This is a genomic window from Rhizobacter sp. P2_G4 (genome assembly GCF_056403575.1).
Genome location: NZ_JBFUFG010000004.1, coordinates 1 through 23,231, shown reverse-complemented (window position 1 = coordinate 23,231; position 23,231 = coordinate 1). Strand labels below are relative to the sequence as shown.

Annotated in this window: 25 protein-coding genes and 1 tRNA gene; 13 read left to right on the top strand and 13 right to left on the bottom strand. The window is 63.3% G+C overall.

Annotated elements, in window-relative coordinates; genetic code table 11:
• Positions 1-484: 484 nt before the first annotated feature.
• From ampD to AC1DYS_RS16160, 5 genes are all read right to left on the bottom strand, one after another.
• On the bottom strand, positions 485-1,033 hold the full coding sequence (ampD, locus tag AC1DYS_RS16180) for a 1,6-anhydro-N-acetylmuramyl-L-alanine amidase AmpD (protein ID WP_477900901.1): 549 nt from the start codon (positions 1,031-1,033) through the stop codon (positions 485-487).
• A 20-nt stretch (positions 1,034-1,053) separates the two neighbouring features.
• Positions 1,054-2,607 (bottom strand): sigma-54-dependent transcriptional regulator, encoded by a 1,554-nt coding sequence (locus AC1DYS_RS16175; RefSeq protein ID WP_477900899.1) that lies wholly within the window; start codon positions 2,605-2,607, stop codon positions 1,054-1,056.
• A gap of 70 nt (positions 2,608-2,677) precedes the next feature.
• Positions 2,678-4,600, bottom strand: a complete 1,923-nt coding sequence (locus tag AC1DYS_RS16170; RefSeq protein ID WP_477900897.1) for an ATP-binding protein — start codon at positions 4,598-4,600, stop codon at positions 2,678-2,680.
• Entirely contained in the window at positions 4,597-4,842 is a 246-nt protein-coding gene (locus AC1DYS_RS16165; RefSeq protein WP_477900895.1) for a PP0621 family protein, read from the bottom strand. The genes AC1DYS_RS16170 and AC1DYS_RS16165 overlap by 4 nt, the downstream gene beginning before the upstream one ends.
• Positions 4,843-4,852: 10 nt before the next feature.
• Complete coding sequence (locus tag AC1DYS_RS16160; protein ID WP_477900893.1) at positions 4,853-5,635, bottom strand: cytochrome C assembly family protein; 783 nt, start codon at positions 5,633-5,635, stop codon at positions 4,853-4,855.
• Between the two features lie 96 nt (positions 5,636-5,731).
• Between AC1DYS_RS16160 and ffh the strand changes: the two genes are divergently transcribed.
• Both ffh and AC1DYS_RS16150 read left to right on the top strand, forming a co-directional pair.
• The gene (gene ffh, locus AC1DYS_RS16155; RefSeq protein ID WP_477900891.1) at positions 5,732-7,120 is read left to right on the top strand and encodes a signal recognition particle protein; all 1,389 of its coding nucleotides are present in this window, start codon (positions 5,732-5,734) and stop codon (positions 7,118-7,120) included.
• 81 nt (positions 7,121-7,201) lie between these two features.
• On the top strand, positions 7,202-7,966 hold the full coding sequence (locus tag AC1DYS_RS16150; RefSeq protein ID WP_477900889.1) for a DUF2726 domain-containing protein: 765 nt from the start codon (positions 7,202-7,204) through the stop codon (positions 7,964-7,966).
• Between the two features lie 25 nt (positions 7,967-7,991).
• On the opposite strand, the gene ftsY is transcribed toward AC1DYS_RS16150, so the two are convergent.
• Complete coding sequence (gene ftsY, locus AC1DYS_RS16145; RefSeq protein ID WP_477900887.1) at positions 7,992-9,023, bottom strand: signal recognition particle-docking protein FtsY; 1,032 nt, start codon at positions 9,021-9,023, stop codon at positions 7,992-7,994.
• 71 nt (positions 9,024-9,094) lie between these two features.
• On the opposite strand from ftsY, the gene AC1DYS_RS16140 reads away from it, so the two are divergent.
• The 3 genes from AC1DYS_RS16140 to miaB all read left to right on the top strand — a co-directional run bounded on the left by AC1DYS_RS16140 (position 9,095) and on the right by miaB (position 11,013).
• Positions 9,095-9,171, top strand: a tRNA-Met gene (locus AC1DYS_RS16140).
• A gap of 52 nt (positions 9,172-9,223) precedes the next feature.
• On the top strand, positions 9,224-9,640 hold the full coding sequence (locus tag AC1DYS_RS16135) for a hypothetical protein (RefSeq protein WP_477901902.1): 417 nt from the start codon (positions 9,224-9,226) through the stop codon (positions 9,638-9,640).
• Positions 9,641-9,657: 17 nt separating this feature from the next.
• Complete coding sequence (gene miaB / locus AC1DYS_RS16130) at positions 9,658-11,013, top strand: tRNA (N6-isopentenyl adenosine(37)-C2)-methylthiotransferase MiaB (RefSeq protein ID WP_477900885.1); 1,356 nt, start codon at positions 9,658-9,660, stop codon at positions 11,011-11,013.
• 6 nt (positions 11,014-11,019) lie between these two features.
• Here miaB and AC1DYS_RS16125 read toward each other — a convergent pair whose 3' ends face one another.
• Positions 11,020-11,301 (bottom strand): hypothetical protein, encoded by a 282-nt coding sequence (locus AC1DYS_RS16125; protein WP_477900883.1) that lies wholly within the window; start codon positions 11,299-11,301, stop codon positions 11,020-11,022.
• Positions 11,302-11,371: 70 nt separating this feature from the next.
• Here AC1DYS_RS16125 and hemA point away from each other — a divergent pair, with 70 nt between their 5' ends.
• From hemA to AC1DYS_RS16095, 6 genes are all read left to right on the top strand, one after another.
• Positions 11,372-12,676: a glutamyl-tRNA reductase gene (gene hemA / locus AC1DYS_RS16120; RefSeq protein ID WP_477900881.1), complete on the top strand. Its 1,305-nt coding sequence runs from the start codon at positions 11,372-11,374 to the stop codon at positions 12,674-12,676.
• A gap of 90 nt (positions 12,677-12,766) precedes the next feature.
• Positions 12,767-13,852, top strand: a complete 1,086-nt coding sequence (prfA, locus tag AC1DYS_RS16115) for a peptide chain release factor 1 (protein ID WP_477900879.1) — start codon at positions 12,767-12,769, stop codon at positions 13,850-13,852.
• Complete coding sequence (gene prmC / locus AC1DYS_RS16110; RefSeq protein WP_477900877.1) at positions 13,849-14,667, top strand: peptide chain release factor N(5)-glutamine methyltransferase; 819 nt, start codon at positions 13,849-13,851, stop codon at positions 14,665-14,667. The genes prfA and prmC overlap by 4 nt, the downstream gene beginning before the upstream one ends.
• A gap of 152 nt (positions 14,668-14,819) precedes the next feature.
• Positions 14,820-15,386, top strand: coding sequence for a hypothetical protein (locus AC1DYS_RS16105; protein WP_477900875.1), 567 nt, complete (start codon positions 14,820-14,822; stop codon positions 15,384-15,386).
• Between the two features lie 101 nt (positions 15,387-15,487).
• Positions 15,488-15,805: a Grx4 family monothiol glutaredoxin gene (gene grxD, locus AC1DYS_RS16100; RefSeq protein ID WP_477900873.1), complete on the top strand. Its 318-nt coding sequence runs from the start codon at positions 15,488-15,490 to the stop codon at positions 15,803-15,805.
• Between the two features lie 4 nt (positions 15,806-15,809).
• Positions 15,810-16,385 (top strand): UbiX family flavin prenyltransferase, encoded by a 576-nt coding sequence (locus tag AC1DYS_RS16095; RefSeq protein WP_477900871.1) that lies wholly within the window; start codon positions 15,810-15,812, stop codon positions 16,383-16,385.
• A 6-nt stretch (positions 16,386-16,391) separates the two neighbouring features.
• Here the strand turns inward: AC1DYS_RS16095 and AC1DYS_RS16090 are convergent, their stop codons facing one another.
• Both AC1DYS_RS16090 and AC1DYS_RS16085 read right to left on the bottom strand, forming a co-directional pair.
• Entirely contained in the window at positions 16,392-16,949 is a 558-nt protein-coding gene (locus AC1DYS_RS16090; protein ID WP_477900869.1) for a lytic transglycosylase domain-containing protein, read from the bottom strand.
• A gap of 71 nt (positions 16,950-17,020) precedes the next feature.
• The gene (locus AC1DYS_RS16085) at positions 17,021-18,766 is read right to left on the bottom strand and encodes a proline--tRNA ligase (RefSeq protein WP_477900867.1); all 1,746 of its coding nucleotides are present in this window, start codon (positions 18,764-18,766) and stop codon (positions 17,021-17,023) included.
• 115 nt (positions 18,767-18,881) lie between these two features.
• Between AC1DYS_RS16085 and AC1DYS_RS16080 the strand changes: the two genes are divergently transcribed.
• Complete coding sequence (locus AC1DYS_RS16080; protein WP_477900865.1) at positions 18,882-19,478, top strand: RNA pyrophosphohydrolase; 597 nt, start codon at positions 18,882-18,884, stop codon at positions 19,476-19,478.
• Between the two features lie 11 nt (positions 19,479-19,489).
• Here the strand turns inward: AC1DYS_RS16080 and proB are convergent, their stop codons facing one another.
• The 4 genes from proB to rplU form a co-directional block, all read right to left on the bottom strand.
• The gene (gene proB, locus AC1DYS_RS16075) at positions 19,490-20,608 is read right to left on the bottom strand and encodes a glutamate 5-kinase (protein WP_477900863.1); all 1,119 of its coding nucleotides are present in this window, start codon (positions 20,606-20,608) and stop codon (positions 19,490-19,492) included.
• Positions 20,605-21,684 (bottom strand): Obg family GTPase CgtA, encoded by a 1,080-nt coding sequence (gene cgtA / locus AC1DYS_RS16070; RefSeq protein WP_477900861.1) that lies wholly within the window; start codon positions 21,682-21,684, stop codon positions 20,605-20,607. The genes proB and cgtA overlap by 4 nt, the downstream gene beginning before the upstream one ends.
• A gap of 118 nt (positions 21,685-21,802) precedes the next feature.
• Positions 21,803-22,063, bottom strand: coding sequence for a 50S ribosomal protein L27 (gene rpmA / locus AC1DYS_RS16065; protein ID WP_047493471.1), 261 nt, complete (start codon positions 22,061-22,063; stop codon positions 21,803-21,805).
• A gap of 13 nt (positions 22,064-22,076) precedes the next feature.
• Positions 22,077-22,388 carry a 50S ribosomal protein L21 gene (rplU, locus tag AC1DYS_RS16060; RefSeq protein ID WP_047494682.1) on the bottom strand — a complete coding sequence of 104 codons (312 nt, stop codon included), beginning with the start codon at positions 22,386-22,388 and terminating at the stop codon, positions 22,077-22,079.
• Positions 22,389-22,644: 256 nt separating this feature from the next.
• Between rplU and AC1DYS_RS16055 the strand changes: the two genes are divergently transcribed.
• Positions 22,645-23,231: polyprenyl synthetase family protein (locus AC1DYS_RS16055; RefSeq protein ID WP_477901900.1), on the top strand; the 587-nt coding region annotated here is incomplete at its 3' end.

The window sequence follows — 23,231 nt, the reverse complement described above, 5'->3', positions numbered from 1 at the left end:
GTTCATTGAACGGCGTTTTGCGAACTCAGCCGCAAAAGCCGCAGCCGACCCTGGCGAGCCAGGAGCGGGTGAACATCAAGTGAGAACGGTGTTGCGCCAGTCGTGGCGCCTTGCATCTCTTGCTCTGCAGAAGAACGCCGCCTTGCGCGGGCAACCCAGAAAACGGGGCGCTGATCTGAGGCATGGAAGGGTGTTTCTGAAACAGAAGGATAACACGAAGGGACACTATATCTGGGGGCTCGGGGGTCATCAAGCACTACCAATAGCGTCTCCACGGTTTGCCGGCAGGAGAGGCAAGAGAAGAATACGACGGAGAACGCCCCGAGCGCGAGTGATAGCGCCGTTGGTCAAATGCATGCGCCACTGGATGCGGCATTCAGGCGCATATCGGCCGGCAGAGCGCATGAATCATGGGTCGCCGCTTGCGACGTCGCGACTCGCGTCAGCCCGCTCGCTGAACATCCTCGGGAAAATACCGACCAGGTCAGCCGAGCAGAGTCTTCAATTGCGGCCAGTCGAATCCAGGCCCGGGATCGATCTTGCGGCCAGGTGACACGTGCTCGTGCCCGACCACGGCTTGCAATGGGTAGCGCTGCGCTAAGGCCTGCAGAAGTGCAGCCAGCACAGCGTATTGCTCCGCTTCGAAGAGCTCACCCTCCAGGCCTTCGAGCTCGATGCCGATGGAGTAGTCGTTGCAGTTCTCGCGGCCCTGCCACGACGAGCGCCCCGCATGCCACGCGCGGTCTTCGCATGAGACGAACTGCAGCAACTCGCCATCGCGCCGAATGAGGAAGTGGGACGACACCGTGGCGCCGCGGATCTGCTGGTAGTACGGGTGAGCGTCCCAGTCGAGCCGGTTGGTGAACAGGCGCTCGATCTCGTCTCCACCATATTTACCCGGCGGCAGGCTGATGGAATGGATGACTGCCAGGCTGACTTCAGTGCCTCCAGGCCGGGGCCCGAAGTTGGGCGAAGGAACCCGCCGAGCTTCCGGTATCCAACCCGCGTCAGTTGAAGTTGGCGACTGCGTCATGTGCAATCGACGCGCTCAATTCAAGCGTCATCGCCGCGATCGATCTCGACGGGGTCGGGGTCGCCGCCGACGTGCACACCCAGGCGCGCCATGCGGTACCGCATTTGCCGCAGTGACAAGCCGAGGCTGGCGCCCGCGGCCGTGCGGTTGTATCGATAACGCTCGAGCGCGCGTTCGAGTACGTCGCGTTCGACCTCGTCGAGGTAGGCGGCCAGGTCGGTTGGCAACGGTGCCGGTGCGGCGGGTTGCGCCGGTGCAGGGGGCAATGGCGCGGGTGCAATGACAGGTGCACTGATCATCGACGGCACGTCACCACTGCCCAAGGCCAGATCCAGCGCGCCGAGGTCAGAGACGTCGATCCACTCGCCTCCAGCAAACGCCACGGCTCGGTGGAGCAAATTCTCGAGTTCGCGCACGTTGCCAGGGAAGCCGTAGCGCGTGAGGTGCACCAAAGCATCGCGGGTCATACGCGGCGCGGGCGACACGCCCGCATCTCGCGAGATGCGGTCGAGGACTCGATCGCAGATCGCGGGCAGGTCTTCAAGCCGCTCGCGCAGCGGCGGCACGCGAATCTGGATGACGTTGAGGCGGTAGTACAAGTCTTGGCGGAACCGCCCGCCCTGCACTTCGGCACCAAGATCCTTGTGCGTGGCGCTCAGGATGCGAACGTTCACAGACTGCTCGCTGACAGCGCCCACCGGCCGCACCGAGCGCTCCTGGATGGCGCGCAGCAACTTGCTCTGCATGGCCAGCGGCAGGTCGCCGATTTCGTCGAGGAACAAGGTGCCGCCGTTGGCCGCCTGGAAGAAGCCTTCGCGGTCATCGGCCGCGCCGGTGAACGCACCTTTGCGGTAGCCGAAGAACTCGGCCTCGAGCAGATGCTCCGGGATCGCGCTGCAGTTCACCGCAATAAAAGGCTGCGTGCCGCGCGGGCTCACTTCGTGGATCGATCGCGCCACCAATTCCTTGCCTGTGCCCGACTCGCCATGCACCAGCACCGGCGCCATGCTGCGAGCCACCTTGTCAACGAGGGCTCGCACCTGCTGCATGGCGGCCGATTGACCAGCCATGCGACTCATGGCCTGGCTGACGGCCGCCACTGGCGACACAACGACCGCAGCAGGCGGCACGACGGGCCGAGGCTGCGTACCGTTCTCGGAAGGCAGGCTCGACGGCACGATGGTCGGCACGGTCGACGCGCTGCGCCCGAGCGCCGAGGCGACGACCGCACGGAACTGCTTCAGGTCGACAGGCTTGGTCAGGTAGTCGTAGGCACCAGCCTTGAGCGCCTCGACGGCGTTCTCGGCAGAGCCGTACGCAGTGATCACGATGGCTTTCTCGCGGCGACCGGTTTCTTCGAGCCGGCGCAACAGGTCGAGGCCCGTCCCGTCGGGCAAGCGCATGTCGGTGATGACGGCGCTGTAGGTGCGGTCCTTCAGGTGCAGCAGAGCGTCTTCGACGGTGCCTGCCGTTTCAACGTCATACCCCTCGCGCAGCAGAGTCAACTCGTAGAGCGTGCGCAAGTCGGGCTCGTCGTCGACGACCAACAGGCTGAAGTGCGAAGGTGAAGTCATGACCGCCCCTCGGCTGGCTTGGGGTCAGCCCGGCACTCGGTCCGCGCAGAACAGATTGGCACAGGATGTCTCATGAGGTCAGATGGAGTCGGGCTTCACCGGCCGCGTTCGCCGGCAAGATCTGGCGGCGCATCGCGACGGAAAACTCATTGCGGTTGGGTTCGGCCGCGCTTCTCAGCCGATAGTCGATGCGTGCACCATAGCGCTCGCACAACTCTCGGCAAATATACAGGCCGAGCCCGGTGCCTCGGCTGCGTGTGGAGAAGAAGGGCTCGAACAGGTAACGCTCCACGTCGGGTGGGATGGGAGCGCCGTCGCTCGCCACGCTGAGCACGGCGTGGGTTTCATCTCTTACTGCCAGACGCAATCGAACCGCAGCGGCAACCTTGCTGGCATGCCGGTAAGCGTTGTCGAGCAGATTGATCAAGACCCGCCGCAGATGCTCGCCGTCGAACACCACACCAACCGGCTCGTCGGGCAGTTCCACCCGCAGCACGCTCTGCTCGCCCAGAGTCACACCGACGGTGCGCGCCCATTCCACGCAGACGGCGGCCACCAAGGCGCTGGCGTCGATGGCGCCCATCGCCTGCACATCGCTTGGCGCCACCTCCATCACGTCGTCGACGATGCGCTTGAGGCGTTCGACGTTGTCGGTGACCATGCGCGTGAGCTGGCGTTGGGAAGGCGTGGTGGCGTCTTCGGCCATCAAGGCGTTGGCCTGCGAGATGGCAGCCAACGGGTTGCGGATCTCGTGCGCGATGCCGGCCGATACGCGCCCCATGGCGGCCAACTTCTCCTGCCGCGTACGTGCCTGCATGCTGCGCACGTCTTCGATGAACAGTACGCACAACTCCTCGCTCGCGTTGGGCTCACGGCGGCGGGTGAAGCGCATGCGAACGCGCAGGGTCCGGGAGAGTGCTCCCTCGAAATCGAGCAGCACGTCGCGCCCGGCCTCGGGCCACGCCGCCTCGGCGAACGCCCGCTCCACAGATTTGACCAGGGCGCCCCACGCTTCGACGCCGCGAAGTTGAAAAGGCGCCTCGCGGCACATGCCATCGGGTGCCAGCAACGCGCGCGCAGCCGGGTTGGCAGCACGCACGCGACCGCGGCGGTCGACCACCAGCACGCCCTCTTGCATCTCTTCAATCACCAGCCGGTTGAGTTGGGCCTGCTGGCGCGCCAACTCGAGGCTGCCCTTGGCCGTTAACTCTTCGCGCGCCAGGCGGCCGGCGAGCTCTCCCGCCAGTAGGGTAATGACGAAAAAGCCGCTGCCGGCCAATGCCGCCTGCGTCATCAGCAAGGTGATGTCGCCACCGCCCCAGACGCTCAATGCCGCGATGACCAACAGGCCCAGCGTCACGATGGCTGCCGTAGCAAGTGCGATCAGCCGAGGCGTCAACACTCCCGCCATCAACACGGGCAGTACCAGCAGCGCCACGTAATTCAGGCTTGCTGCAGGAGACAGCACGTGCAACGCAGTGAAGCAGACGATGTCGACCCCGATGGTTGCGAGCCATTGAGGACTCTGCATGCGCGCCATCACGTTCGGTGCTGCCTCGCGCCGAAGGCGTGGCAAGGTCCACATCGCCAGCGCCAAGGTCGCGTAGGCGACGCTGATCACGACAACCGCTAGAGGGGGGCGCACGCCGAACAGACCGGCGATGGCCACGGTGGCGATCAGCGCCACGCCAAGCGCAGCCCGTGCCGCGATGAACGCGCTGTAGATGCGCTGGAAGGCCGTCTGCCCCGACCCGACGATGCGGCGCGCCTGGCGCGTCAGGAAGCGCGAATCCGTTTCGTTGGCACCGGGTGCGGCCCAGCTGCCGTCATAGCGGGATTCATCCTCGCCTGCGTGGGGGTCCTCGCGAAGCTGGGTGTCGCCGTCGACACCCAACGCACCGAACCAGGATTCATCCGGCGGTCGTGGTCGCGGCGCAGTCGCACGGCGTCGGTCGCCACCGCGCCGATCATTGCCGCGCGAGATGCTGCTCATCCCTCGTTCCGCCCTGCCTCGAACGCGGTGCGATGAGCCTCGCCGCAGAAGACTCCACCACGTCCGGGCAGGGCTTCGGTGCGAGGCAGGTGCACGCCACACTGAGCGCACGCCACCATCTCTTCGTTCTGAAGTGGTGGAGGCTGCTGCGGTTTTGGCGTGGGCGGCAGCGTCGGCTTACGCAGGCTGCGCATCAACCACAACACACCGACGATCACTACCAGCAAGACCAGGAACTTCATCGCATCAACCTCAGGACGGCGGGCGCTGCAAGATCACCTCGAGCACAAAGCGCGAGCCCACATAGGCCAACAGCAGCAGCAACGCCCCGGCGTACACGCCCCGAGAAGCCCGGCGCCCGCGCCAACCGAGTGTCTGCCGGCCGACGAGCAGACCGGCAAACACCAGCCATGCCAACACCGAGAAGACTGTCTTGTAGTCCCAGCGCCACGGGCTCGAGAACCACCAACCCAACACCAACGTGGCCGACAGCAAGGCAAAGCCCGCGACGACGAACTCGAATGTCAGGCGCTCCAGGCGCAGCAGCGGCATACCGGTACCGCCCTGCGATTTGAGCCTCAACTGCCGCTCGGCGTTGTCGAGCATCGCGGCATGCAGCACCGCTGCACCAAACAATCCATACGACGCGATGCCCAGCGCCCAATGAAGCGGGGCCCAGTTCGACACGACCTGTGGCCTGAACTCACCCGGGAATGCCACTGCCAGCGCCACCGCCACCATGCCAAGACCCGCCAGCGTCCGGCGCACACCAGGCAAGGGCAGCCACCGGCTCTCGACCGCGTACACCGCCAGCACCAACCACAAGGTAGCCGACAAAGCCGGTGCGAAGCCGAAGCGCGCACCGGGCAGCGGACTGCCCACGCCAGCCATATCGACCACGATCGCCACCGCGTGCGCCAGCCAACCGACGAACAGCGCGCGTCGTGGCCATGCACCGGACGACTCTTCGCGCAACAGCACCGCAGCGGCATAGGCCAGCAAGGCCAGTGCACTCGGTACCCACAGCGCAAGCATGGCAGAGGCGTTGAATGCCTCGGATGAGCCCGACGATAAAATCATCGCCACAGTGTACTTTCGCGTGCTCGATTTCTCGTGCACCGCCCTCCCCGAATGGCTTCTGCCCTCACCGATCGACTGAGCCGCCTCGTCAAGACGATGCGCGGCCAGGCCCGCATCACCGAAAGCAACGTGCAAGACATGCTGCGCGAAGTGCGCATGGCCTTGCTCGAGGCCGACGTGGCCTTGCCCGTGGTGCGCGATTTCGTCGCCCGCGTGAAGGAGAAGGCGCTTGGCGCCGAGGTCGTGGGCTCGCTGTCGCCGGGACAGGCGCTGGTGGGCATCGTCAACCGCGAACTCGCCGCAACCATGGGCGAAGGGGTCGCCGACATCAACCTCGTGGCACAGCCGCCGGTGGTGATCCTGATGGCGGGCCTGCAAGGCGCCGGCAAGACGACCACCACGGCCAAGCTGGCGAAGCACCTGATCGAGAAGCGCAAGAAGAAGGTGCTGACCGTCTCAGCCGATGTGTACCGCCCGGCCGCCATCGAGCAGCTGAAGACGGTCACCAAACAGGCTGGCGCGGAATGGTTCCCATCCAGCGCGACCGACAAACCGGTGGACATCGCCAACGCCGCACTCGACTACGCCCGCAAGCACTACTTCGACGTGCTGCTGGTCGACACTGCCGGCCGGCTTGCGATCGACGAAGCCCTGATGAAGGAGATCGCCGAGTTGCATGCGGCATTGAAGCCTGTGGAGACGCTCTTCGTCGTCGACGCGATGCAAGGCCAGGACGCCATCAACACCGCCAAGGCGTTCAAGGAGGCCTTGCCTCTGACCGGCATCGTCCTGACCAAGACCGACGGCGACTCACGGGGTGGGGCTGCCCTGTCGGTACGGCAGGTTACCGGCGCACCGATCAAGTTCGCAGGCGTCAGCGAAAAGATCGACGGGCTGGAAGTCTTCGACGCGCAACGCCATGCGGGTCGTGTACTCGGCATGGGTGACATCGTCGCCCTGGTCGAAGAGGTGCAGAAAGGCGTCGACGTTGTTGCGGCACAGAAGCTCGCCGACAAACTGAAGTCGGGCGACGGCTTCGACCTCAACGACTTCCTCTCCCAGATCAGCCAGATGAAGAATATGGGCGGCTTGGCCGGCCTGATGGACAAGTTGCCGACTCAAATGACCGGCAAGGCGGCCAACCTCGGGCAAGCCGACATGGACCGTGCCGAGCGCGACGTTCGGCGCATGGAAGGCATCATCAACTCGATGACGCCGCTGGAGCGTCGCAAGCCGGAGCTGTTGAAGGCCACGCGCAAGCGCCGCATCGCTGCCGGCGCGGGCGTTCAGGTGCAGGAGGTCAACCGCCTGCTCAACCAGTTCGAGCAGATGCAAGGCATGATGAAAAAGATGAAGGGCGGCGGCCTCATGAAGATGATGAAGCGCATGGGCGGTATGGGTGGAATGAAAGGCCTGGGCGGCCCCGGCGGCATGCGCTGATGCGCAAACTGTTGGTGGGTTTCCGGTTGACCGCTCCACCCGGGGCGGATATGGTCTGCATTTGCAGAATATAGGTAGTCAATGGACATGCAATTGCTGCTGATCGTCGGTGGTCTGGCGCTGGTGGTGGGCCTCGTTTGGGCCTGGATGAAGCAGCGCGCTCCCCGACAAGAGCCTTCCCGCCGCGGCAAGGCCAAGGCGGCCGACGGGCTGGACACCTTGATGTCCTGGCACCCGCAAGCCACCCGCATCATGACTGCGTCGGAGCGCAAGGCTTATGCCGCATTACGTGGCGGGTTGCCCGACCACATCATCTTGGCGCAGGTACCGCTGGCGCGATTCCTCAAGGTGCCGACTCGCCATTCCTATTCGGAGTGGCTGCGACGCGTCGGCGTGATGTGTGCCGACCTCGTGGTGTGCGACAGCGTCTCTCAGGTCATCGCAGTGGTTGACATCCGCGCCCCGGAAGCACAAGAAAACGATCGCGCCAAGCAACGCCACGCGCGCATGGACCGCGTGCTCAAGGCCGCCGAAATTCCGCTGCATGTGTGGCGAGAAGACGCTCTGCCCAACGCTCTCGGCGCTCGCAATGCCATCCTCAAAGTGCCGGCCGACATGCCCTTGAGCGCGGCAACGGCTCCGGCAGCCGCCATGGGTACGCCAGCGGCTCGTCCGCCGGTGGGTGCCGTCATCCCGGTGCGAGAACCGGTAGCCGCGGCGATGGTCGAGGACGACGGCCTGGAGCAGCGCGATCCGCCTTCCTCGACCTGGTTCGACGAACTGGACAGTGCACCGGCTCCACTGGCGCCGATGCCGCCACGTGGATCGGGTCCGTCGATTCGCTGATCGTCGACGGAACCGCGGCGCGGCCTCAGCTCAGCAAAGCCTGCGCAAATTCTCGGGCGTCGAAGGTCTGCAGATCTTCGAGCTTTTCGCCCACCCCGATGAAGTAAACCGGAATGGGCCGCTCTCGAGCAATCGCTGCGAGCACACCGCCCTTGGCCGTGCCATCGAGCTTGGTCACTACCAAGCCGGTGAGTCGCAGAGCGTCGTCGAAAGCCTTGACCTGGGACAACGCGTTTTGGCCAGTGTTGCCGTCCACGACCAGCAGCACCTCGTGCGGCGCGCCAGCCTGCGCCTTGCCGATCACTCGCTTGATTTTCTTCAACTCGTCCATCAGGTGCGTTTGCGTGGTGAGGCGACCTGCTGTGTCGGCAATCACCACGTCGCAACCACGTGACTGCCCGGCAACGACCGCGTCGAAGCTCACCGCCGCCGGGTCGCCGCTTTCCTGACTGACGATCTCGACCCGCTGGCGCAGCGAGCCGCCCGGCAGGTCGGCGCGCTCGGCCCACACGGCGAGTTGTTCGCGCGCGGCAGCGCGGAAGGTGTCAGCCGCTGCGAGCAGCACCTTCTGCCCGCCGTCGGCCAAGTGCCGTGTGAGCTTGCCGATGCTGGTGGTCTTGCCAGCACCGTTTACGCCCACGACCATCATCACCATCGGCTTGTGCTCGCCGACACGCAGCGCTTTTTCCAGGGGCTTGAGCAACTCGGCGACAGCCTCGGCCAGCAAGCCCTTCACTGCAGATGGATCGGTGACACGAGCGTCTTTCACACGGCGCTTCAGGTCGGTCAACAAAAATTCGGTGGCCTTCACGCCGGTATCGGCCATCAACAATGCCGCTTCCAGATCTTCGTACAACGCATCGTCGATCTGGGTGCCGGTGAAAACGCGCGCGATACCCGAGCTCGTCTTGCGCAAACCACCACGCAGCTTGTTGAGCCACGAGTTGCGCTCCGCCGGAGGCGGCTCGGGTGGAGATGGCTCTGGCGGCGGCGGTGTGACGGGCGCTGTGACAGCGTCCGGCGGCGCCACAGGCTTTTTCTTGAAGAAGCTGAACATGCAGTTGAATGCGACCGTGCAAGAGAGGCGAAGCGAGTGCCCTGAAAGTGATGGCTATAATGCGCGGCTCAGGCGCTTTAGCTCAGCCGGTTAGAGCGACGGAATCATAATCCGCAGGTCCGGGGTTCGAATCCCTGAAGCGCCACCAGAACATGTTTTACCTGCGGCTCCCGGTCTTTGACTTGGAGCCGTTGTTGTTTGTGCCCAGCTCCATCAACAGCCACTGGATCTACACCATGTACCGCTGTCTTATTGCTGCCGCTGCAGCCATCAGTTTCGCCTTGCCCGCGGCCGCCCAGGTCCAGCGCAACTTCCCGCAAAACGCCTTGCGAGGCACGATCACCTTCGGCGCGCCGCCGCTGGTCCTGCTCAACGGCAAGTCCACTCAGCTATCGCCGGGCTCTCGCATTCGCGGCGAGAACAACCTGCTGGTGATGTCGGGTGCGTTGGTCGGCGCCAAGGGTGTCGTCAACTACACCGTCGATCAGTCTGGCCTCGTCAAGGATGTGTGGCTGCTGCGCAAGGAAGAAGTGGCCATGAAGCCCTGGCCCGAAACGCTGGAGCAAGCGCAAGCCTGGGAATTCGACCCGGCAGCGCAGACCTGGACCAAGCCCTAGTCAAAGGGGCCTGCACCATGCCGATCTCCACCTCCAAGAAGGTCTTCATCAAGACCTTTGGCTGCCAGATGAACGAGTACGACTCGGACAAGATGGCCGACGTGCTCGCCGCCGCCGAGGGTTATGAGCCGACCACCGACGTCGAACAAGCCGACCTGATCCTCTTCAACACCTGCTCTGTGCGCGAAAAGGCACAAGAGAAAGTCTTCAGCGACCTCGGCCGCGTGAAGCACTTGAAAGCCAAGGGCGTGCTGATCGGCGTGGGCGGCTGCGTCGCGAGCCAGGAAGGCGCGGCCATCATCGAACGGGCGCCTTACGTCGACGTGGTGTTCGGTCCGCAGACCCTGCACCGACTGCCGCAAATGCTGGCCCAGCGCAAACACGAACGCCGCCCGCAGGTGGACATCAGCTTTCCGGAGATCGAGAAGTTCGATCACCTGCCACCGGCACGGGTCGAAGGTGCGACGGCCTTCGTCTCCATCATGGAAGGTTGCTCCAAGTACTGCAGCTACTGCGTCGTGCCGTACACCCGCGGCGAGGAAGTCTCGCGCCCGTTCGACGACGTGCTGGCGGAAGTCGCTGGCTTGGCCGAACAAGGTGTGAAGGAAGTGACCCTGCTGGGGCAGAACGTCAACGCTTACCGCGGCGCGATGGGCGACACCCCCGACATCGCCGACTTCGCATTGCTGATCGAATACGTCGCCGAGATTCCGGGCGTCGAACGCATCCGCTACACCACGAGCCACCCGAACGAGTTCACTCAGCGGCTGATCGACGTTTATGCCCGCGTGCCGCAGTTGGTGAATCACCTTCACCTGCCGGTGCAGCACGGCAGCGACCGCATCCTGATGGCGATGAAACGCGGCTACACAGCGATGGAATACAAGAGCACGGTGCGCAAGCTGCGCGCGGTGCGGCCGAACCTCAGCCTGTCGAGCGACTTCATCGTCGGCTTTCCGGGTGAAACCGAAGACGACTTCAGCAAGATGATGAAGCTGATCGACGATATCGGTTTCGACAGCAGCTTCAGCTTTGTCTTCAGCCCGCGCCCCGGCACGCCTGCTGCAGCGCTGCACGACGACACCCCGCAAGAGCGCAAGCTCGCCCGGCTGCAGCAGCTGCAGGCGGCGATCGAAGCCAACCAACGTCTCATCGGGCAGTCGCGCGTCGGCACGGTGCAGAAGATCCTGGTCGAGGGCAATGCACGCAAGGATGTCAGCGAATTGATGGGCCGCACGGAGTGCAACCGCATCGTCAACTTCAAAGGTCCTCAGCGCCTAATTGGCCAGATGATCGACGTGCACATCACCGAGGCCTATCCGCACTCATTGCGGGCCGAGGTGGTGACCAGCGACAGCCCCGCACTCGCCTGACCACGTCTAGCCGCGGCGCCTTCCCCAGCCAGCCCACCACAGCGCCAACGCGCACGCCACGACCATGGCGCCGTAGGTGGCCATCTTGCCGTCATGACCCGTCCACAGCAGTCCGGCGACCAGCGCAAGCGACGAAGCAGCCACCGCCCAGAGAGCCATGAGCCAAGGCGACACGCTTTTCAATTCACGCCACCACAGCAGCTTGGCCAGCCAGGCGGCCATCACACCCACCCCCACGGCCGGCGCGAAAAAGTTCAACAGATGCCACAGTCCATCCAACACGCCCATTGCGTCACGCTCCTAGGGGGTTCCGACGGGCGGCTGCCCCTGGAACGATGCGAAATTTTATAATCCGAGAATGAGCGTCTTCGCCCTCGGGCTGAACCACACCACGGCACCGCTGGATTTGCGGGGCCGGTTTGCGTTCACCCTGGAGCAACTCGGCCCCACCTTGCAGGAGTTTCGCAGCCGCGTGAACCGCCGTACCGGTGAGCCAGAGGCTGCGCTGCTGTCCACCTGCAACCGCACTGAGCTGTATTGCGCGGCCGAGCCCGGCATGGTCATGCCCGCCGTCGATTGGCTGGCCAGCCGCGGCGGCGTGGACAGGCAGCAGCTGATGCACCACGCCTATGTGCTCGAAGACGGCGCCGCGGCACGGCACGCCTTCCGCGTCGCCAGCGGGCTCGACTCCATGGTGTTGGGCGAGCCGCAGATTCTTGGCCAGATGAAACAGGCCGTCCGCGAAGCGAGCACTGCCGGCACGCTGGGTACCACGCTGCACCAGATGTTCCAGCGCTCGTTCTCGGTGGCAAAGGACGTACGCACGTCCACCGAGATCGGCTCCCATTCCATCAGCATGGCCGCCGCTGCCGTGCGCCTGGCGTCGCAGCTGTTCGAAGACCTGCACGACACCAAGGTGCTGTTCGTCGGCGCTGGCGAGATGATCGAACTCGTCGCCACGCACTTTGCCGCACGTCAGCCGCGTGCAATGGCCGTGGCCAACCGTACTCTGGAGCGCGGCGAGAAGCTTGCGAGCCGATTCGGCGCCGAGGCAATGCGCCTGTCGGATCTCCCAGCGCGGCTGGGTGAGTTCGACGCAGTGATCTCATGCACCGCCAGCTCGGTCCCGATCATCGGCCTCGGCGCGGTCGAGCGCGCATTGAAAGCTCGCAAGCACCGCCCGATGTTTATGGTCGATCTGGCCGTGCCGCGTGATGTCGAGCCTGAAGTTGCCCGCCTGTCGGACGTCTATCTCTACACCGTCGACGATCTCTCCGCGTTGGTACAGAGCGCGGGCGAAAAACGCCAGGCCGCCGTGCAGCAAGCCGAAGCCATCATTGAAAGTGGTGTGCAGAGCTTCGTGCACTGGCTAGGCCAGCGCGGCTCGGTGCCCTTGATCCAGGCGCTGAATGCCCAGGTTGACGATTGGCGCGCGGTGGAGATCACCCGCGCCCGCAAGCTGCTCGCCAAGGGTGAAGACGTCGAGGCGGTGTTGGAAGCGCTGTCGCGCGGCCTCACGCAAAAGATGCTGCATGGCACCTTGGCTGAGCTGCATGCTGCCGATGGCGAAACCCGTGCGCAACTGGTGCAGACCGTGTCGCGGATCTTCCTGCGCGGCAGCTCGCGCGAACCGGCCGACGACAAGCCCGGCAACAAATACTAGCGACGCTGCGCCCGCCGCATCTGGCGGAGCGTTCGGGTGCTCTCACTGCAGATTGCGAACCTGGCTCCGCCCCTTCTTCTCGGAGCCCGCATGAAAGAATCCCTTCGCCAACAGTTCGAACGCCTCGCCATGCGGCTGGCCGAACTCGATGCGACCCTGGCCGACCCAGGCGTCGCCAGCGACATGAACCGCTTTCGCAGCCTCACCCGCGAGCACGCCGAGGTCGATTCGCTGGTGCAGCGCTTTCGCCAGTACGAGCAACGCGAACGCGACCTTGGAGCCGCCCGCGAGATGCTCGAGGAGCCCGACATGGCGGAGATGGCGCAGGAAGAGATTGCGAGCGCCGAGGCAGACATCATCCGCCTTCACGCCGAGCTGCAAACTGCCTTGCTGCCACGCGACCCCGACGACGATCGCAACGCTTTTCTCGAAATCCGCGCCGGGACCGGCGGCGACGAATCGGCCTTGTTCGCTGCCGACTTGTTGCGCATGTACCTGCGTTATGCCGAGCGCCAGAGTTGGCGCACCGAGGTGATGTCGGAAAGCATGTCTGACCTGGGCGGCTACAAGGAAGTCGTGTTGCGCATTGCCGGCGACGACGCGTACGCGCGGCTCAAGTTCGAATCGGGCGGCCACCGCGTGCAGCGCGTGCCCACCACGGAGACACAAGGCCGCATCCATACCAGCGCCTGCACGGTGGCCGTGATGCCCGAGCCCGATGAAGCCGAGGAGATCCAGCTCAACCCAGCCGAGCTGCGCATCGACACCTTCCGCGCCAGTGGCGCCGGCGGCCAACACGTGAACAAGACCGACAGTGCCATCCGCGTGACGCACCTGCCCACTGGGATCGTCGCCGAATGCCAGGATGACCGATCGCAGCACCGCAACAAGGCCAAGGCATTGGCCGTGCTCGCCGCCAGGTTGCGAGAGAAGGACCGCAGCGAGCGAGCCGCCAAGGAGGCTGCCACCCGCAAGGGACTGATCGGCAGCGGCGATCGCAGCGACCGCATCCGCACCTACAACTTTCCGCAGGGGCGGCTGACGGATCACCGCATCAACCTCACGCTCTACAAGCTCGCGGCCATCATGGAAGGCGACCTCGACGACGTGCTGGCCGCCTTGCAAGCCGCGCGGGCAGCAGAGCAGCTGGCCGAACTGGAAGGCCGCGGCGCGTGAAGACGGTCGCCGACGCGCTCGCCGCAGCCCGCGCTCGCGGGGTAGATCGGCTCGATGCGCACCTGCTATTGGCGCACGTGATGACGCAATCGCGCAGCTGGCTGCTGGCGAACGACGATGCACGTCTCAATGAAACGCAAGAGCAGTTGATGCACGCCTTCATCGATCGGCGAGCAGGTGGCGAACCCCTCGCCTATCTGGTCGGCGAAAAGGAGTTCTACGGGCTCACCCTGCGCGTCTCACCAGCCGTGCTGATCCCCCGTCCCGACACCGAAACCTTGGTGGATTGGGCTCTGGAGTTGATGCGCAGCCTGCCTGCGCCGACCAACGTGTTGGACATGGGCACAGGCAGCGGCGCCATCGCCTTGGCGTTGAAGCACAACTTGCCGTCAGCCCATGTCACGGCGCTCGATGTCAGCGCAGGCGCCTTGTCGATAGCGATCGACAACGCAGCACGCTTGCAACTCGATGTGCACTTCCTGCCGAGCGACTGGTGGGAGCGTGTGACTGGGCAGCGATTCAACCTCATCGTGAGCAACCCGCCTTATGTTGCGGGCGACGACGAGCATCTCATTGCACTGCAACACGAACCCCAGATGGCGCTGACCCCCGGCGGTGATGGTTTGGGAGCGCTGCGCCACATCGTCTCCGGCGCGCCGGCGCACCTGAACGACGGGGGTTGGCTGCTTCTCGAGCACGGGCACGATCAAGCCTCGGCCGTTGCAGGCATGCTGACCCAACAGGGTTTCGGCTTTGTCACAACGCGTCACGATTTGGCCGGGATTCCACGGTGCACGGGCGGCCGCTGGGGCTGAAAAAGGACGGTGTTGCGGCATTGCTGCACACCCCCGGGCCGAGCGTCCTGCAAATGGTGGAACACCCCACCCGGCAGCCGCCAAGCGGCGTAGCATGACCTTCAAATTCGGCGGAGCGCTCACGCTCAGGAACCGAACACCGGGAGATTCCCATGCGCAAGACCATCGGTTTGTGGGTTGGCGTCCTGGCTCTGGCGGCATCTGCCGTGCATGCGGCCCCCGGTGATGGCTTGCCATCACAGCTCAACGGCGAGGCATGGGGTGGGCTGAAAGGCCGCCTGTCTCTCGGCACCACGACCCCGCTGCGCAACGAGTTCGGCAACCCAGATCCCGATCCGCAAAAGATCAATAGCCTCAGCGTGATGGGCGATTACTACCTCAGCAAACCCTGGTTAGGCACGGCCGGCGGTCTGCGCGCGACCAGCGGGGTATTGCTGGGCCCGCGCTCTTCGCTGTGGAGCAGCCCCGCGGCGATAGACCGTCGAGTGGCCGATGGCAACACCGACGGAAGCAGCACCCTCCCCTACGTGGGTGTAGGCTATACCGGTCTGTCCGACAAAGGCGGCTGGGGCCTCTCCGCCGACCTCGGGTTGATGGCTTCACCGCGCTCGAGCGTGCGTTTGGGCAAGGTGTTCAACGGCGCTCAGAGCCTGGACGAGACACTGCGCGAACTCCGCTTCGCCCCGCTGTTGCAGCTGGGTGTCTCGTACGCGTTCTAGGCGCCGCAGGGACATATGCCAGGCGCTGGTCGCGAGCGCCTGGTTTGCCGTATAAACACGCTTATCCATTGACCTAACGCCGCCCTGAGCGGCCCGCGACCATGAGCGACGTTCAACAACGCATCGACGATCTCGTCAAAAACAACCGTGTGGTGCTCTTCATGAAGGGCACGGCGCAATTCCCGATGTGCGGCTTCTCCGGCCGCGCGATGCAGATCCTCAAATCCTGTGGCGTGAGCGACCTGAAAACGTTCAACGTACTGGAAGACGAGGCTGTGCGCCAAGGCATCAAGGACTACGCCAACTGGCCGACCATTCCTCAGCTCTACGTGAACGGCGAGTTCGTCGGCGGCTCCGACATCATGATGGAGATGTACCAGGCAGGCGAACTCCAGCAAGTGCTGGGCGTTCAGGCCTGACATCTTGACCAGCGCCGCACCCGCACGGGTGGTGGTCGGCATCACCGGAGCCACAGGCGCCATCTACGGCGTGCGTCTGCTGGAACGCCTGAAGGCGGCCGGCCGCGAAACGCACTTGGTCGCCAGCCCAGCGGGTGTGCTCAACGTACACCGTGAGCTCGGTCTCGATCGTAAGGCGCTCGAAGCCCTGGCCCACACCGCCTACAACCCAGCGGATGTGGGCGCGGCCATCGCCAGCGGTTCGTTCGCCACCGACGCGATGGTGGTCACGCCGTGTTCGATGAAGACGCTGGCCGCCATCGCTCATGGACTGTCGGACAACCTGCTCAGCCGCGCCGCAGACGTTGCGCTGAAGGAACGCCGCAGGCTCGTCCTGATGGTGCGGGAGACACCGTTCAACCTGGCACACCTGCGCAACATGACCTCAGTGACCGAAATGGGTGGCGTCATCTTTCCGCCCTTGCCAGCTTTCTATCACCGGCCCACGTCCATCGATGAACTCATCAACGACACCGTAGAGCGGGTGCTGACGCTGTTGGGCGTAGCCGAGGCTCAGCCTCAGGTGTGGAACGGTCTGTGACGCAGCTCAAGCCGGTTTAAAGACCCAGCTCTTGCGAGCGCCGAACACAAGGTTCGGATACTCCGGCCGTCCACGGCTGCCGTTGTAGCGGCCCAGCGTGAGGAACAAATCGCCACGCTCAAGGTTGAGGTAGTGGCGCAGGATCACGCAGCCGAAGCGCAGGTTGGTCTGCATGTGAAAGAGTCGCGCGCTGTCGCCATCGCCGATCAAGCGCGCCCAGAAGGGCATCACCTGCATGTAGCCACGCGCCCCCGCGCTGCTGATCGCGTACTTGCGAAAACCGCTCTCCACCTGCACGACACCCAGCACCAGTGACGGGTCGAGTCCCGCACGCGCGCTTTCGTACCAGAGCGTTTCCAGAAACTCGACGCGAGCGACGTGCTCGGCTTTGCGCTTCTGGAGACGCGAACTCATCTCGCCCAGCCACTGCAAATAACCCAGACGGGCTTCGGTGCCGCCGAACACCGGCTTGGGTGGTGCGCTGTTGGCAATGGCCGCAGACAGCGCCGAGCGGACCGAATCGGCCAAAGGCTCTTCGACCTGCGCACCTGCCCAGGATGGCATTGATCTGAGCAGCAGCGGAGATAGCGCCGCAGCAGCCAGAAACTGCCGCCGCACACATCCCGGGCCAGGGCTCATGAACTGAGCTTGGCCTTCACGAAGGCGGCGACGTCAGCAGCGGGAATGGCTGAGGCTTGGGCCTCTCGCCGCCCCTGGTACTCGACCTTGCCCTCCTTGAGGCCACGGTCCGACAACACCACGCGATGCGGCACGCCGATGAGCTCCCAATCGGCAAACATGGCGCCCGGGCGCTCGCCACGATCGTCGAGCAACACGTCGACACCCTGCGACAACAGCTCCTGGTGCAATTGGTCCGCAGCAGCCTTGACCTCGGTCGAGCGGTCGTATCCGATGGGGCACAACACCACTTCGAACGGTGCCAGGGTGGTCGGCCAAATGATGCCGCGCTCATCATGATTCTGCTCGATGGCTGCGCCCAGCAGGCGCGTGACGCCGATGCCATAGCAACCCATCTGCAGCAATTGCGGCTTGCCGTTCTCGTCCAGGTAGGTCGCGTTCATCGCCTGGCTGTAGTAGCTACCCAGCAGGAACACATGCCCGACCTCAATGCCGCGCTGGATGGCGAGCACGCCCTTGCCATCAGGCGAAGGATCTCCAGCCACGACGTTGCGGATATCAGCCACCAGATCGGGCTCAGGCACATCACGCCCCCAGTTCACACCCGTGTAGTGGAAGTCCACCTCATTGGCGCCGCAGATGAAATCGCTCATCGAAGCCACGGTGCGGTCAACCACGACCTTGACCGGCTGCTTTAATCCGATGGGGCCTAGGTAGCCGGGCTTGCAGCCGAAATGCGCGTCGATCTCGGCCGCAGTAGCGAAGCGAAAACCGGTCTTGAGCCCAGGTAACTTGCCGGCCTTGATCTCGTTGAGCGAATGATCGCCGCGCACGAGCAACAGCCAAACAGTGGTCTTGGCAACATCACCTGCAGCGTTCAGTTCATCGGTTGCGAGCACCAGCGACTTGACGGTGTGTTGCAGCGGCACGCCTAACAGTTGAGCCACGTCTTCGCAGGTGCTCTTGCCTGGCGTAGGCGCTTTCGTGAGCGCCTTGGATGCCGCAGCCCGTGCGGCGCTTGGCGCCACGGCTTCGGCCATCTCGATGTTGGCCGCGTAGTCGGAGGTCGGGCAATAGATGATCGCGTCTTCCCCGGTATCGGCAATCACCTGGAATTCATGCGAGCGCACGCCACCGATCGAGCCGTTGTCGGCCGCGACCGCACGGAAGCTCAGCTGCATGCGTTCGAAGATGCGTGTGTAGGCCGCGTACATGACGTCGTAGCTCTTGCTCGCCGCCTCGACGTCACGATCGAACGAATACGCATCTTTCATCGTGAACTCGCGTCCACGCATCACGCCAAAACGGGGGCGCCGCTCGTCGCGGAACTTGGTTTGGATGTGATAGAAATTCTTCGGCAGCGCGCGATAACTGCGCAGTTCCTGGCGAGCGATGTCGGTCATGACTTCTTCGCTGGTCGGCTGGATCACGAAGTCGCGATCGTGCCGGTCTTTCACACGCAGCAACTCGGCCCCGTACTTCTGGAACCGGCCCGTCTCCTGCCATAACTCGGCCGGCTGCACGACCGGCATCAAGAGCTCGATGGCCCCAGCCCGATTCATCTCGTCCCGGATGATGGCCTCGACCTTGCGTATGACACGCAGCCCCATAGGCATGTAGTTGTAGATGCCGGCGCTGATTCGTTTGATGAACCCTGCACGCATCATCAGCTTGTGGCTTGTCACCTCGGCGTCGGCGGGTGCTTCCTTGAGCGTGGAAATGAAAAACTTTGAGGCTTTCATGCGCAGGTGGTCGGGAGGGAGTGAAGACGCACGACGAGGGCTGGGGAAACCCGCGGGGTTGATTCCCGCAACGCCAGTGCAATAATGAATTCAACTAAAGAATTTGAGGTTGATTATGCTCGACCGCGAAGGGTTCAGACCCAACGTCGGCATCATCCTGCTCAATACGAAGAACCAGGTTTTTTGGGGCAAACGCATCCGCACCCACTCCTGGCAGTTCCCGCAAGGGGGCATCAAATACGGCGAAACGCCTGAGCAGGCGATGTTCCGCGAGCTCCACGAAGAAGTGGGGTTGTTGCCCGACCACGTACGCATCGTCGCGCGCACCCGAGACTGGTTGCGCTATGAGGTCCCCGACCATTTCATTCGCCGAGATGCTCGTGGGCACTATCGTGGGCAAAAGCAGATCTGGTTCCTGCTGCAACTCACCGGCCGCGACACTGACATGAACCTACGTGCGACCGATCACCCCGAGTTCGATGCGTGGCGATGGAATGAATACTGGGTCCCGCTCGATCTGGTGATCGAATTCAAGCGCGACGTCTATCAAATGGCGCTGACGGAATTGGCTCGCTTCCTGCCTCGGAACAATCACCACAATCGTTATTTGCGCTCCGGCATGCGACCGCATCACCGTGAAGACATGCCTGATACCGACTCTGCCCCGCTGAACGACGCCCCAGCAAGCGAATCTGAAGATCCTGCCGCCTGAAACTCTTCTGCTCAGGCGAGCACGAGGTTGTCGCGATGGATCATCTCGGGTTCGCCGGTGAAGCCGAGCAAGCGCTCGAACTCGCTCGATGGCTTTCGTGCGATGAGGCGCGCCTCGGAGCTCGCGTAGTTCGCCAGGCCGCGCGCAATCTCAGTCCCGGCCTTATCGCGAACGGCAATCACGTCGCCGCGCGCAAATTCACCTTGCACGGCGGTCACGCCGATCGGGAGCAGACTCTTGCCTTCGTCGCGCACCTTGGCAACCGCACCGTCATCGATCACCACGGCACCGCGGAACTGGAGATGGTCGGCCATCCATTGCTTGCGCGCAGCGAGCTTCTGCGTCGGCGCCGTGAGCGCTGTACCGATCGCTTCGCCGGCAGCCAAACGGATCAACACGTCGGGTTCGCGTCCCCAGGCAATGACTGTCGAAGCGCCACTGCTCGCAGCGCGCTTGGCGGCCAACACCTTCGTGATCATGCCGCCCCGGCCGATGCTCGAGCCGGCACCACCGGCCATGCGTTCCAGCTCAGGCGTCCCGGCTTCAGCTTCGTGGATAAAGCGCGCAGAGGTGTCCTTGCGGGGGTCGGCCGAGTACAGACCTTTCTGGTCCGTCAGGATCACCAAGGCATCCGCCTCAATGAGGTTGGCCACCAGCGCGCCCAGCGTGTCGTTGTCGCCGAACTTGATCTCGTCATTGACGACGGTGTCGTTTTCGTTGATGACCGGCACTACTTTCAACCTGAGCAAGGTGAGCAAGGTCGAACGGGCGTTGAGATAGCGCTCACGGTCAGCCAGATCGGCGTGCGTCAGCAAGACCTGAGCGCTGCCCATGCCGTGGCTACGCAGTTGAGTCTCGTACATCTGCGCCAAGCCCATCTGACCTACCGCAGCGGCTGCTTGGAGCTCGTGAATTTCCTTGGGGCGAGCGGACCAGCCGAGCCGCTTCATGCCTTCGGCAATCGCCCCACTCGATACCATCACAACCTCACGCCCCTGCGCCGCCAAGGCTGCCATCTGACGGCACCAGGTGCCGATGGCTTGTGCATCCAGCCCACGGCCTTCGTCGGTGACGAGGCTTGAGCCGACCTTGACGACAATCCGCTTGGCGTTCTTCAGCGCGTCTGTCATGTCGAAGAAATGGCGTCGTTCTGACTGTCGGTGAAGCGCGGATCGGGATCGTCAGGAATCACGTTCTTGAGCGTGGACACATGCTTGTAGATAGCATGAACGAGGTGCTCACAACCTTCACGCGTCAGGGCAGAAATCTGAAACACCGGCCCTTTCCACTTGAAGCGCTTGACGAAGTCCTTGACGCGCTTCTCGCGCTCTTCAAGCGGCACCATGTCGAGCTTGTTCAACACCAGCCAACGCGGCTTGTCGTGCAGCGCCTGGTCGTACTTTTTAAGTTCGCCGACGATCGCTTTGGCCTGCGCCACGGGGTCGACGCTTTCGTCGAACGGCGCCATGTCGACAAGGTGCAGCAAGAGGTGTGTGCGCTGCAAGTGGCGCAAGAAGAGATGCCCCAAGCCAGCACCTTCTGACGCACCTTCGATCAAGCCGGGGATGTCAGCAACGACGAAGCTTTGTTCAGCAGCAACACGCACGACGCCGAGATTCGGGTGCAAGGTAGTGAAAGGGTAATCGGCGATCTTCGGGCGCGCGTTCGAGATCGCAGCGATCAGCGTCGACTTGCCGGCGTTCGGCATTCCGAGCAGGCCCACATCTGCTAACACGCGCAATTCGAGCTTGAGCTTGAGCTGCTCGCCCGGCCACCCGGAGGTCTTTTGCCGGGGCGCTCGATTGGTACTGGTCTTGAAATGCAGGTTGCCAAATCCGCCGTCTCCGCCTTTGGCCAACAGCACCTTTTCGTCGGGAACCAGCAGTTCGGCGATCACGTTGCCCGTTTCAACATCCTTGATGATCGTGCCCATGGGCATGCGCAAGATGATGTCTTCGGCAGCCGCACCGTACTGATCGGAGCCACGGCCGTTTTCGCCGTTGCGTGCCTCGTGCCGACGGGCGTAGCGGAAGTCGATCAGCGTGTTCAAGTTGCGATCGCCCACGGCATAGACACTGCCGCCTTTGCCACCGTCGCCTCCATTCGGACCACCGAAGGGAATGAACTTCTCGCGCCGAAAACTCATGCAGCCGTTGCCACCATTTCCGGCCGCCACGTCGATGGTGGCTTCGTCAACGAATTTCATGACTATGTCTTCACTTTGTGCCGCAGGTCGCTACGGTAGCCCAGGCTCGCGCCGGACGCAAAAAAAGGAAAGCCCCGGCGAGCCGGGGCTTGGGCAACGAGGCATCAATCGAAACGACTTAAGCCTGCGCCTTTACGCTGACGGTTTGGCGGTTCTTCGGGCCTTTGACAGCGAAACTTACTTCACCATCGACCAGCGCGAACAAGGTGTGGTCCTTGCCAATGCCGACATTGGTTCCGGCATGGAACTTGGTTCCACGCTGGCGCACGATGATCGAGCCGGCCGGGATCTGTTGACCGCCGAACGCTTTCACGCCGAGCATCTTGGGTTGAGAGTCGCGGCCATTCCGTGTGGAACCGCCGCCTTTTTTCTGTGCCATGGTTTGACTCCTTTCAGGCGTTCACTGCTCGAATTTCGAGCTCAGTGAAGTTTTGGCGATGACCTTGCCGCTTTTGGTAATGCTTGCGACGGCGCATCTTGAAAATGCGCACCTTGTCATGCCTGCCTTGTGCCACAACCGTGGCGGTAACGCTCGCGCCGGATACCAAGGGAGTCCCGACCTTCAGATCGGCGCCGGCACCAATGGCCAACACCTGGTCGATCGTGATCTCTTGGCCAACGTCCGCAGCAATCTGTTCTATTTTGATCTTTTCGCCCGCAGCAACCTTGTATTGCTTGCCGCCGGTTTTTATGACCGCGTACATATCAGCCCTTTCAATGAATCCGCCAGGCAAGGATATCGGCCTGGCAGCCCCGCGAAAAACGCAGAGCCTTCTAGTATACCACGGGCGTCGAACAAAACAATCGACTCATCTCGGCACATCGAGCGATCGCTTCCCTCTGGCATCTTTGTTAGAGAGCGCTCGAGGGTCTTCCTATAATTTGGACTACCAACCCGAAACGCCCGTGCAACCGACACCCTCTGTGCCCACAACCAGCAGCGCCGACCCGATCCAGCTGATGGCAGCCGAAATGAGGGAAGTCGATGCGGTTATCCAGCATCGCTTGGCCTCCGATGTAGCCCTGATCAATCAGATATCCCACTACATCATCAGCGCTGGCGGAAAGCGCATCCGCCCCATGCTAGTGTTGCTGTTTGCGAACGCGCTAGGGTTTCAGGGCAAGGAGCGATTTGAACTTGCGGCCACCGTCGAGTTCATTCATACGGCAACGCTGCTGCACGATGACGTCGTTGACGAATCGGCTCTGCGCCGCGGACGAGAGACAGCGAACGCTCTTTTTGGCAATGCAGCGAGCGTGCTCGTCGGTGACTTTCTTTACTCGCGCGCGTTTCAGATGATGGTGTACGTCAATCGCATGCGAGTCTTGGACGTGCTTGCTGACGCCACCAACGTGATCGCCGAAGGTGAGGTGCTGCAACTGATGAACATGCACGACCCCGATTTGGCGGTCGACGACTACCTGAAGGTCATTCGATTCAAAACCGCCAAGCTGTTTGAAGCCAGCGCAAGACTTGGCGCAGTGCTGGCGGACGTCGGCCAAACAGTGGAAGACGCCTGTGCAGCCTACGGCCGCTCACTTGGAAC

Coding starts and splice junctions, on each gene's coding strand:
- AC1DYS_RS16170 (WP_477900897.1), bottom strand. CDS start 4,600: ATGAGCAGCATCTCGCGCGGCAATGATCGGCGCGGTGGCGACCGACGC.
- AC1DYS_RS16105 (WP_477900875.1), top strand. CDS start 14,820: ATGCGCAAGACCATCGGTTTGTGGGTTGGCGTCCTGGCTCTGGCGGCA.
- grxD (WP_477900873.1), top strand. CDS start 15,488: ATGAGCGACGTTCAACAACGCATCGACGATCTCGTCAAAAACAACCGT.
- AC1DYS_RS16160 (WP_477900893.1), bottom strand. CDS start 5,635: ATGCTTGCGCTGTGGGTACCGAGTGCACTGGCCTTGCTGGCCTATGCC.
- AC1DYS_RS16085 (WP_477900867.1), bottom strand. CDS start 18,766: ATGAAAGCCTCAAAGTTTTTCATTTCCACGCTCAAGGAAGCACCCGCC.
- ampD (WP_477900901.1), bottom strand. CDS start 1,033: ATGACGCAGTCGCCAACTTCAACTGACGCGGGTTGGATACCGGAAGCT.
- rplU (WP_047494682.1), bottom strand. CDS start 22,388: ATGTACGCGGTCATAAAAACCGGCGGCAAGCAATACAAGGTTGCTGCG.
- AC1DYS_RS16125 (WP_477900883.1), bottom strand. CDS start 11,301: ATGGGCGTGTTGGATGGACTGTGGCATCTGTTGAACTTTTTCGCGCCG.
- prfA (WP_477900879.1), top strand. CDS start 12,767: ATGAAAGAATCCCTTCGCCAACAGTTCGAACGCCTCGCCATGCGGCTG.
- cgtA (WP_477900861.1), bottom strand. CDS start 21,684: ATGAAATTCGTTGACGAAGCCACCATCGACGTGGCGGCCGGAAATGGT.
- AC1DYS_RS16175 (WP_477900899.1), bottom strand. CDS start 2,607: ATGACTTCACCTTCGCACTTCAGCCTGTTGGTCGTCGACGACGAGCCC.
- hemA (WP_477900881.1), top strand. CDS start 11,372: ATGAGCGTCTTCGCCCTCGGGCTGAACCACACCACGGCACCGCTGGAT.
- AC1DYS_RS16150 (WP_477900889.1), top strand. CDS start 7,202: ATGGACATGCAATTGCTGCTGATCGTCGGTGGTCTGGCGCTGGTGGTG.
- AC1DYS_RS16080 (WP_477900865.1), top strand. CDS start 18,882: ATGCTCGACCGCGAAGGGTTCAGACCCAACGTCGGCATCATCCTGCTC.
- miaB (WP_477900885.1), top strand. CDS start 9,658: ATGCCGATCTCCACCTCCAAGAAGGTCTTCATCAAGACCTTTGGCTGC.
- rpmA (WP_047493471.1), bottom strand. CDS start 22,063: ATGGCACAGAAAAAAGGCGGCGGTTCCACACGGAATGGCCGCGACTCT.
- AC1DYS_RS16090 (WP_477900869.1), bottom strand. CDS start 16,949: ATGCCATCCTGGGCAGGTGCGCAGGTCGAAGAGCCTTTGGCCGATTCG.
- ffh (WP_477900891.1), top strand. CDS start 5,732: ATGGCTTCTGCCCTCACCGATCGACTGAGCCGCCTCGTCAAGACGATG.
- ftsY (WP_477900887.1), bottom strand. CDS start 9,023: ATGTTCAGCTTCTTCAAGAAAAAGCCTGTGGCGCCGCCGGACGCTGTC.
- AC1DYS_RS16165 (WP_477900895.1), bottom strand. CDS start 4,842: ATGAAGTTCCTGGTCTTGCTGGTAGTGATCGTCGGTGTGTTGTGGTTG.
- proB (WP_477900863.1), bottom strand. CDS start 20,608: ATGACAGACGCGCTGAAGAACGCCAAGCGGATTGTCGTCAAGGTCGGC.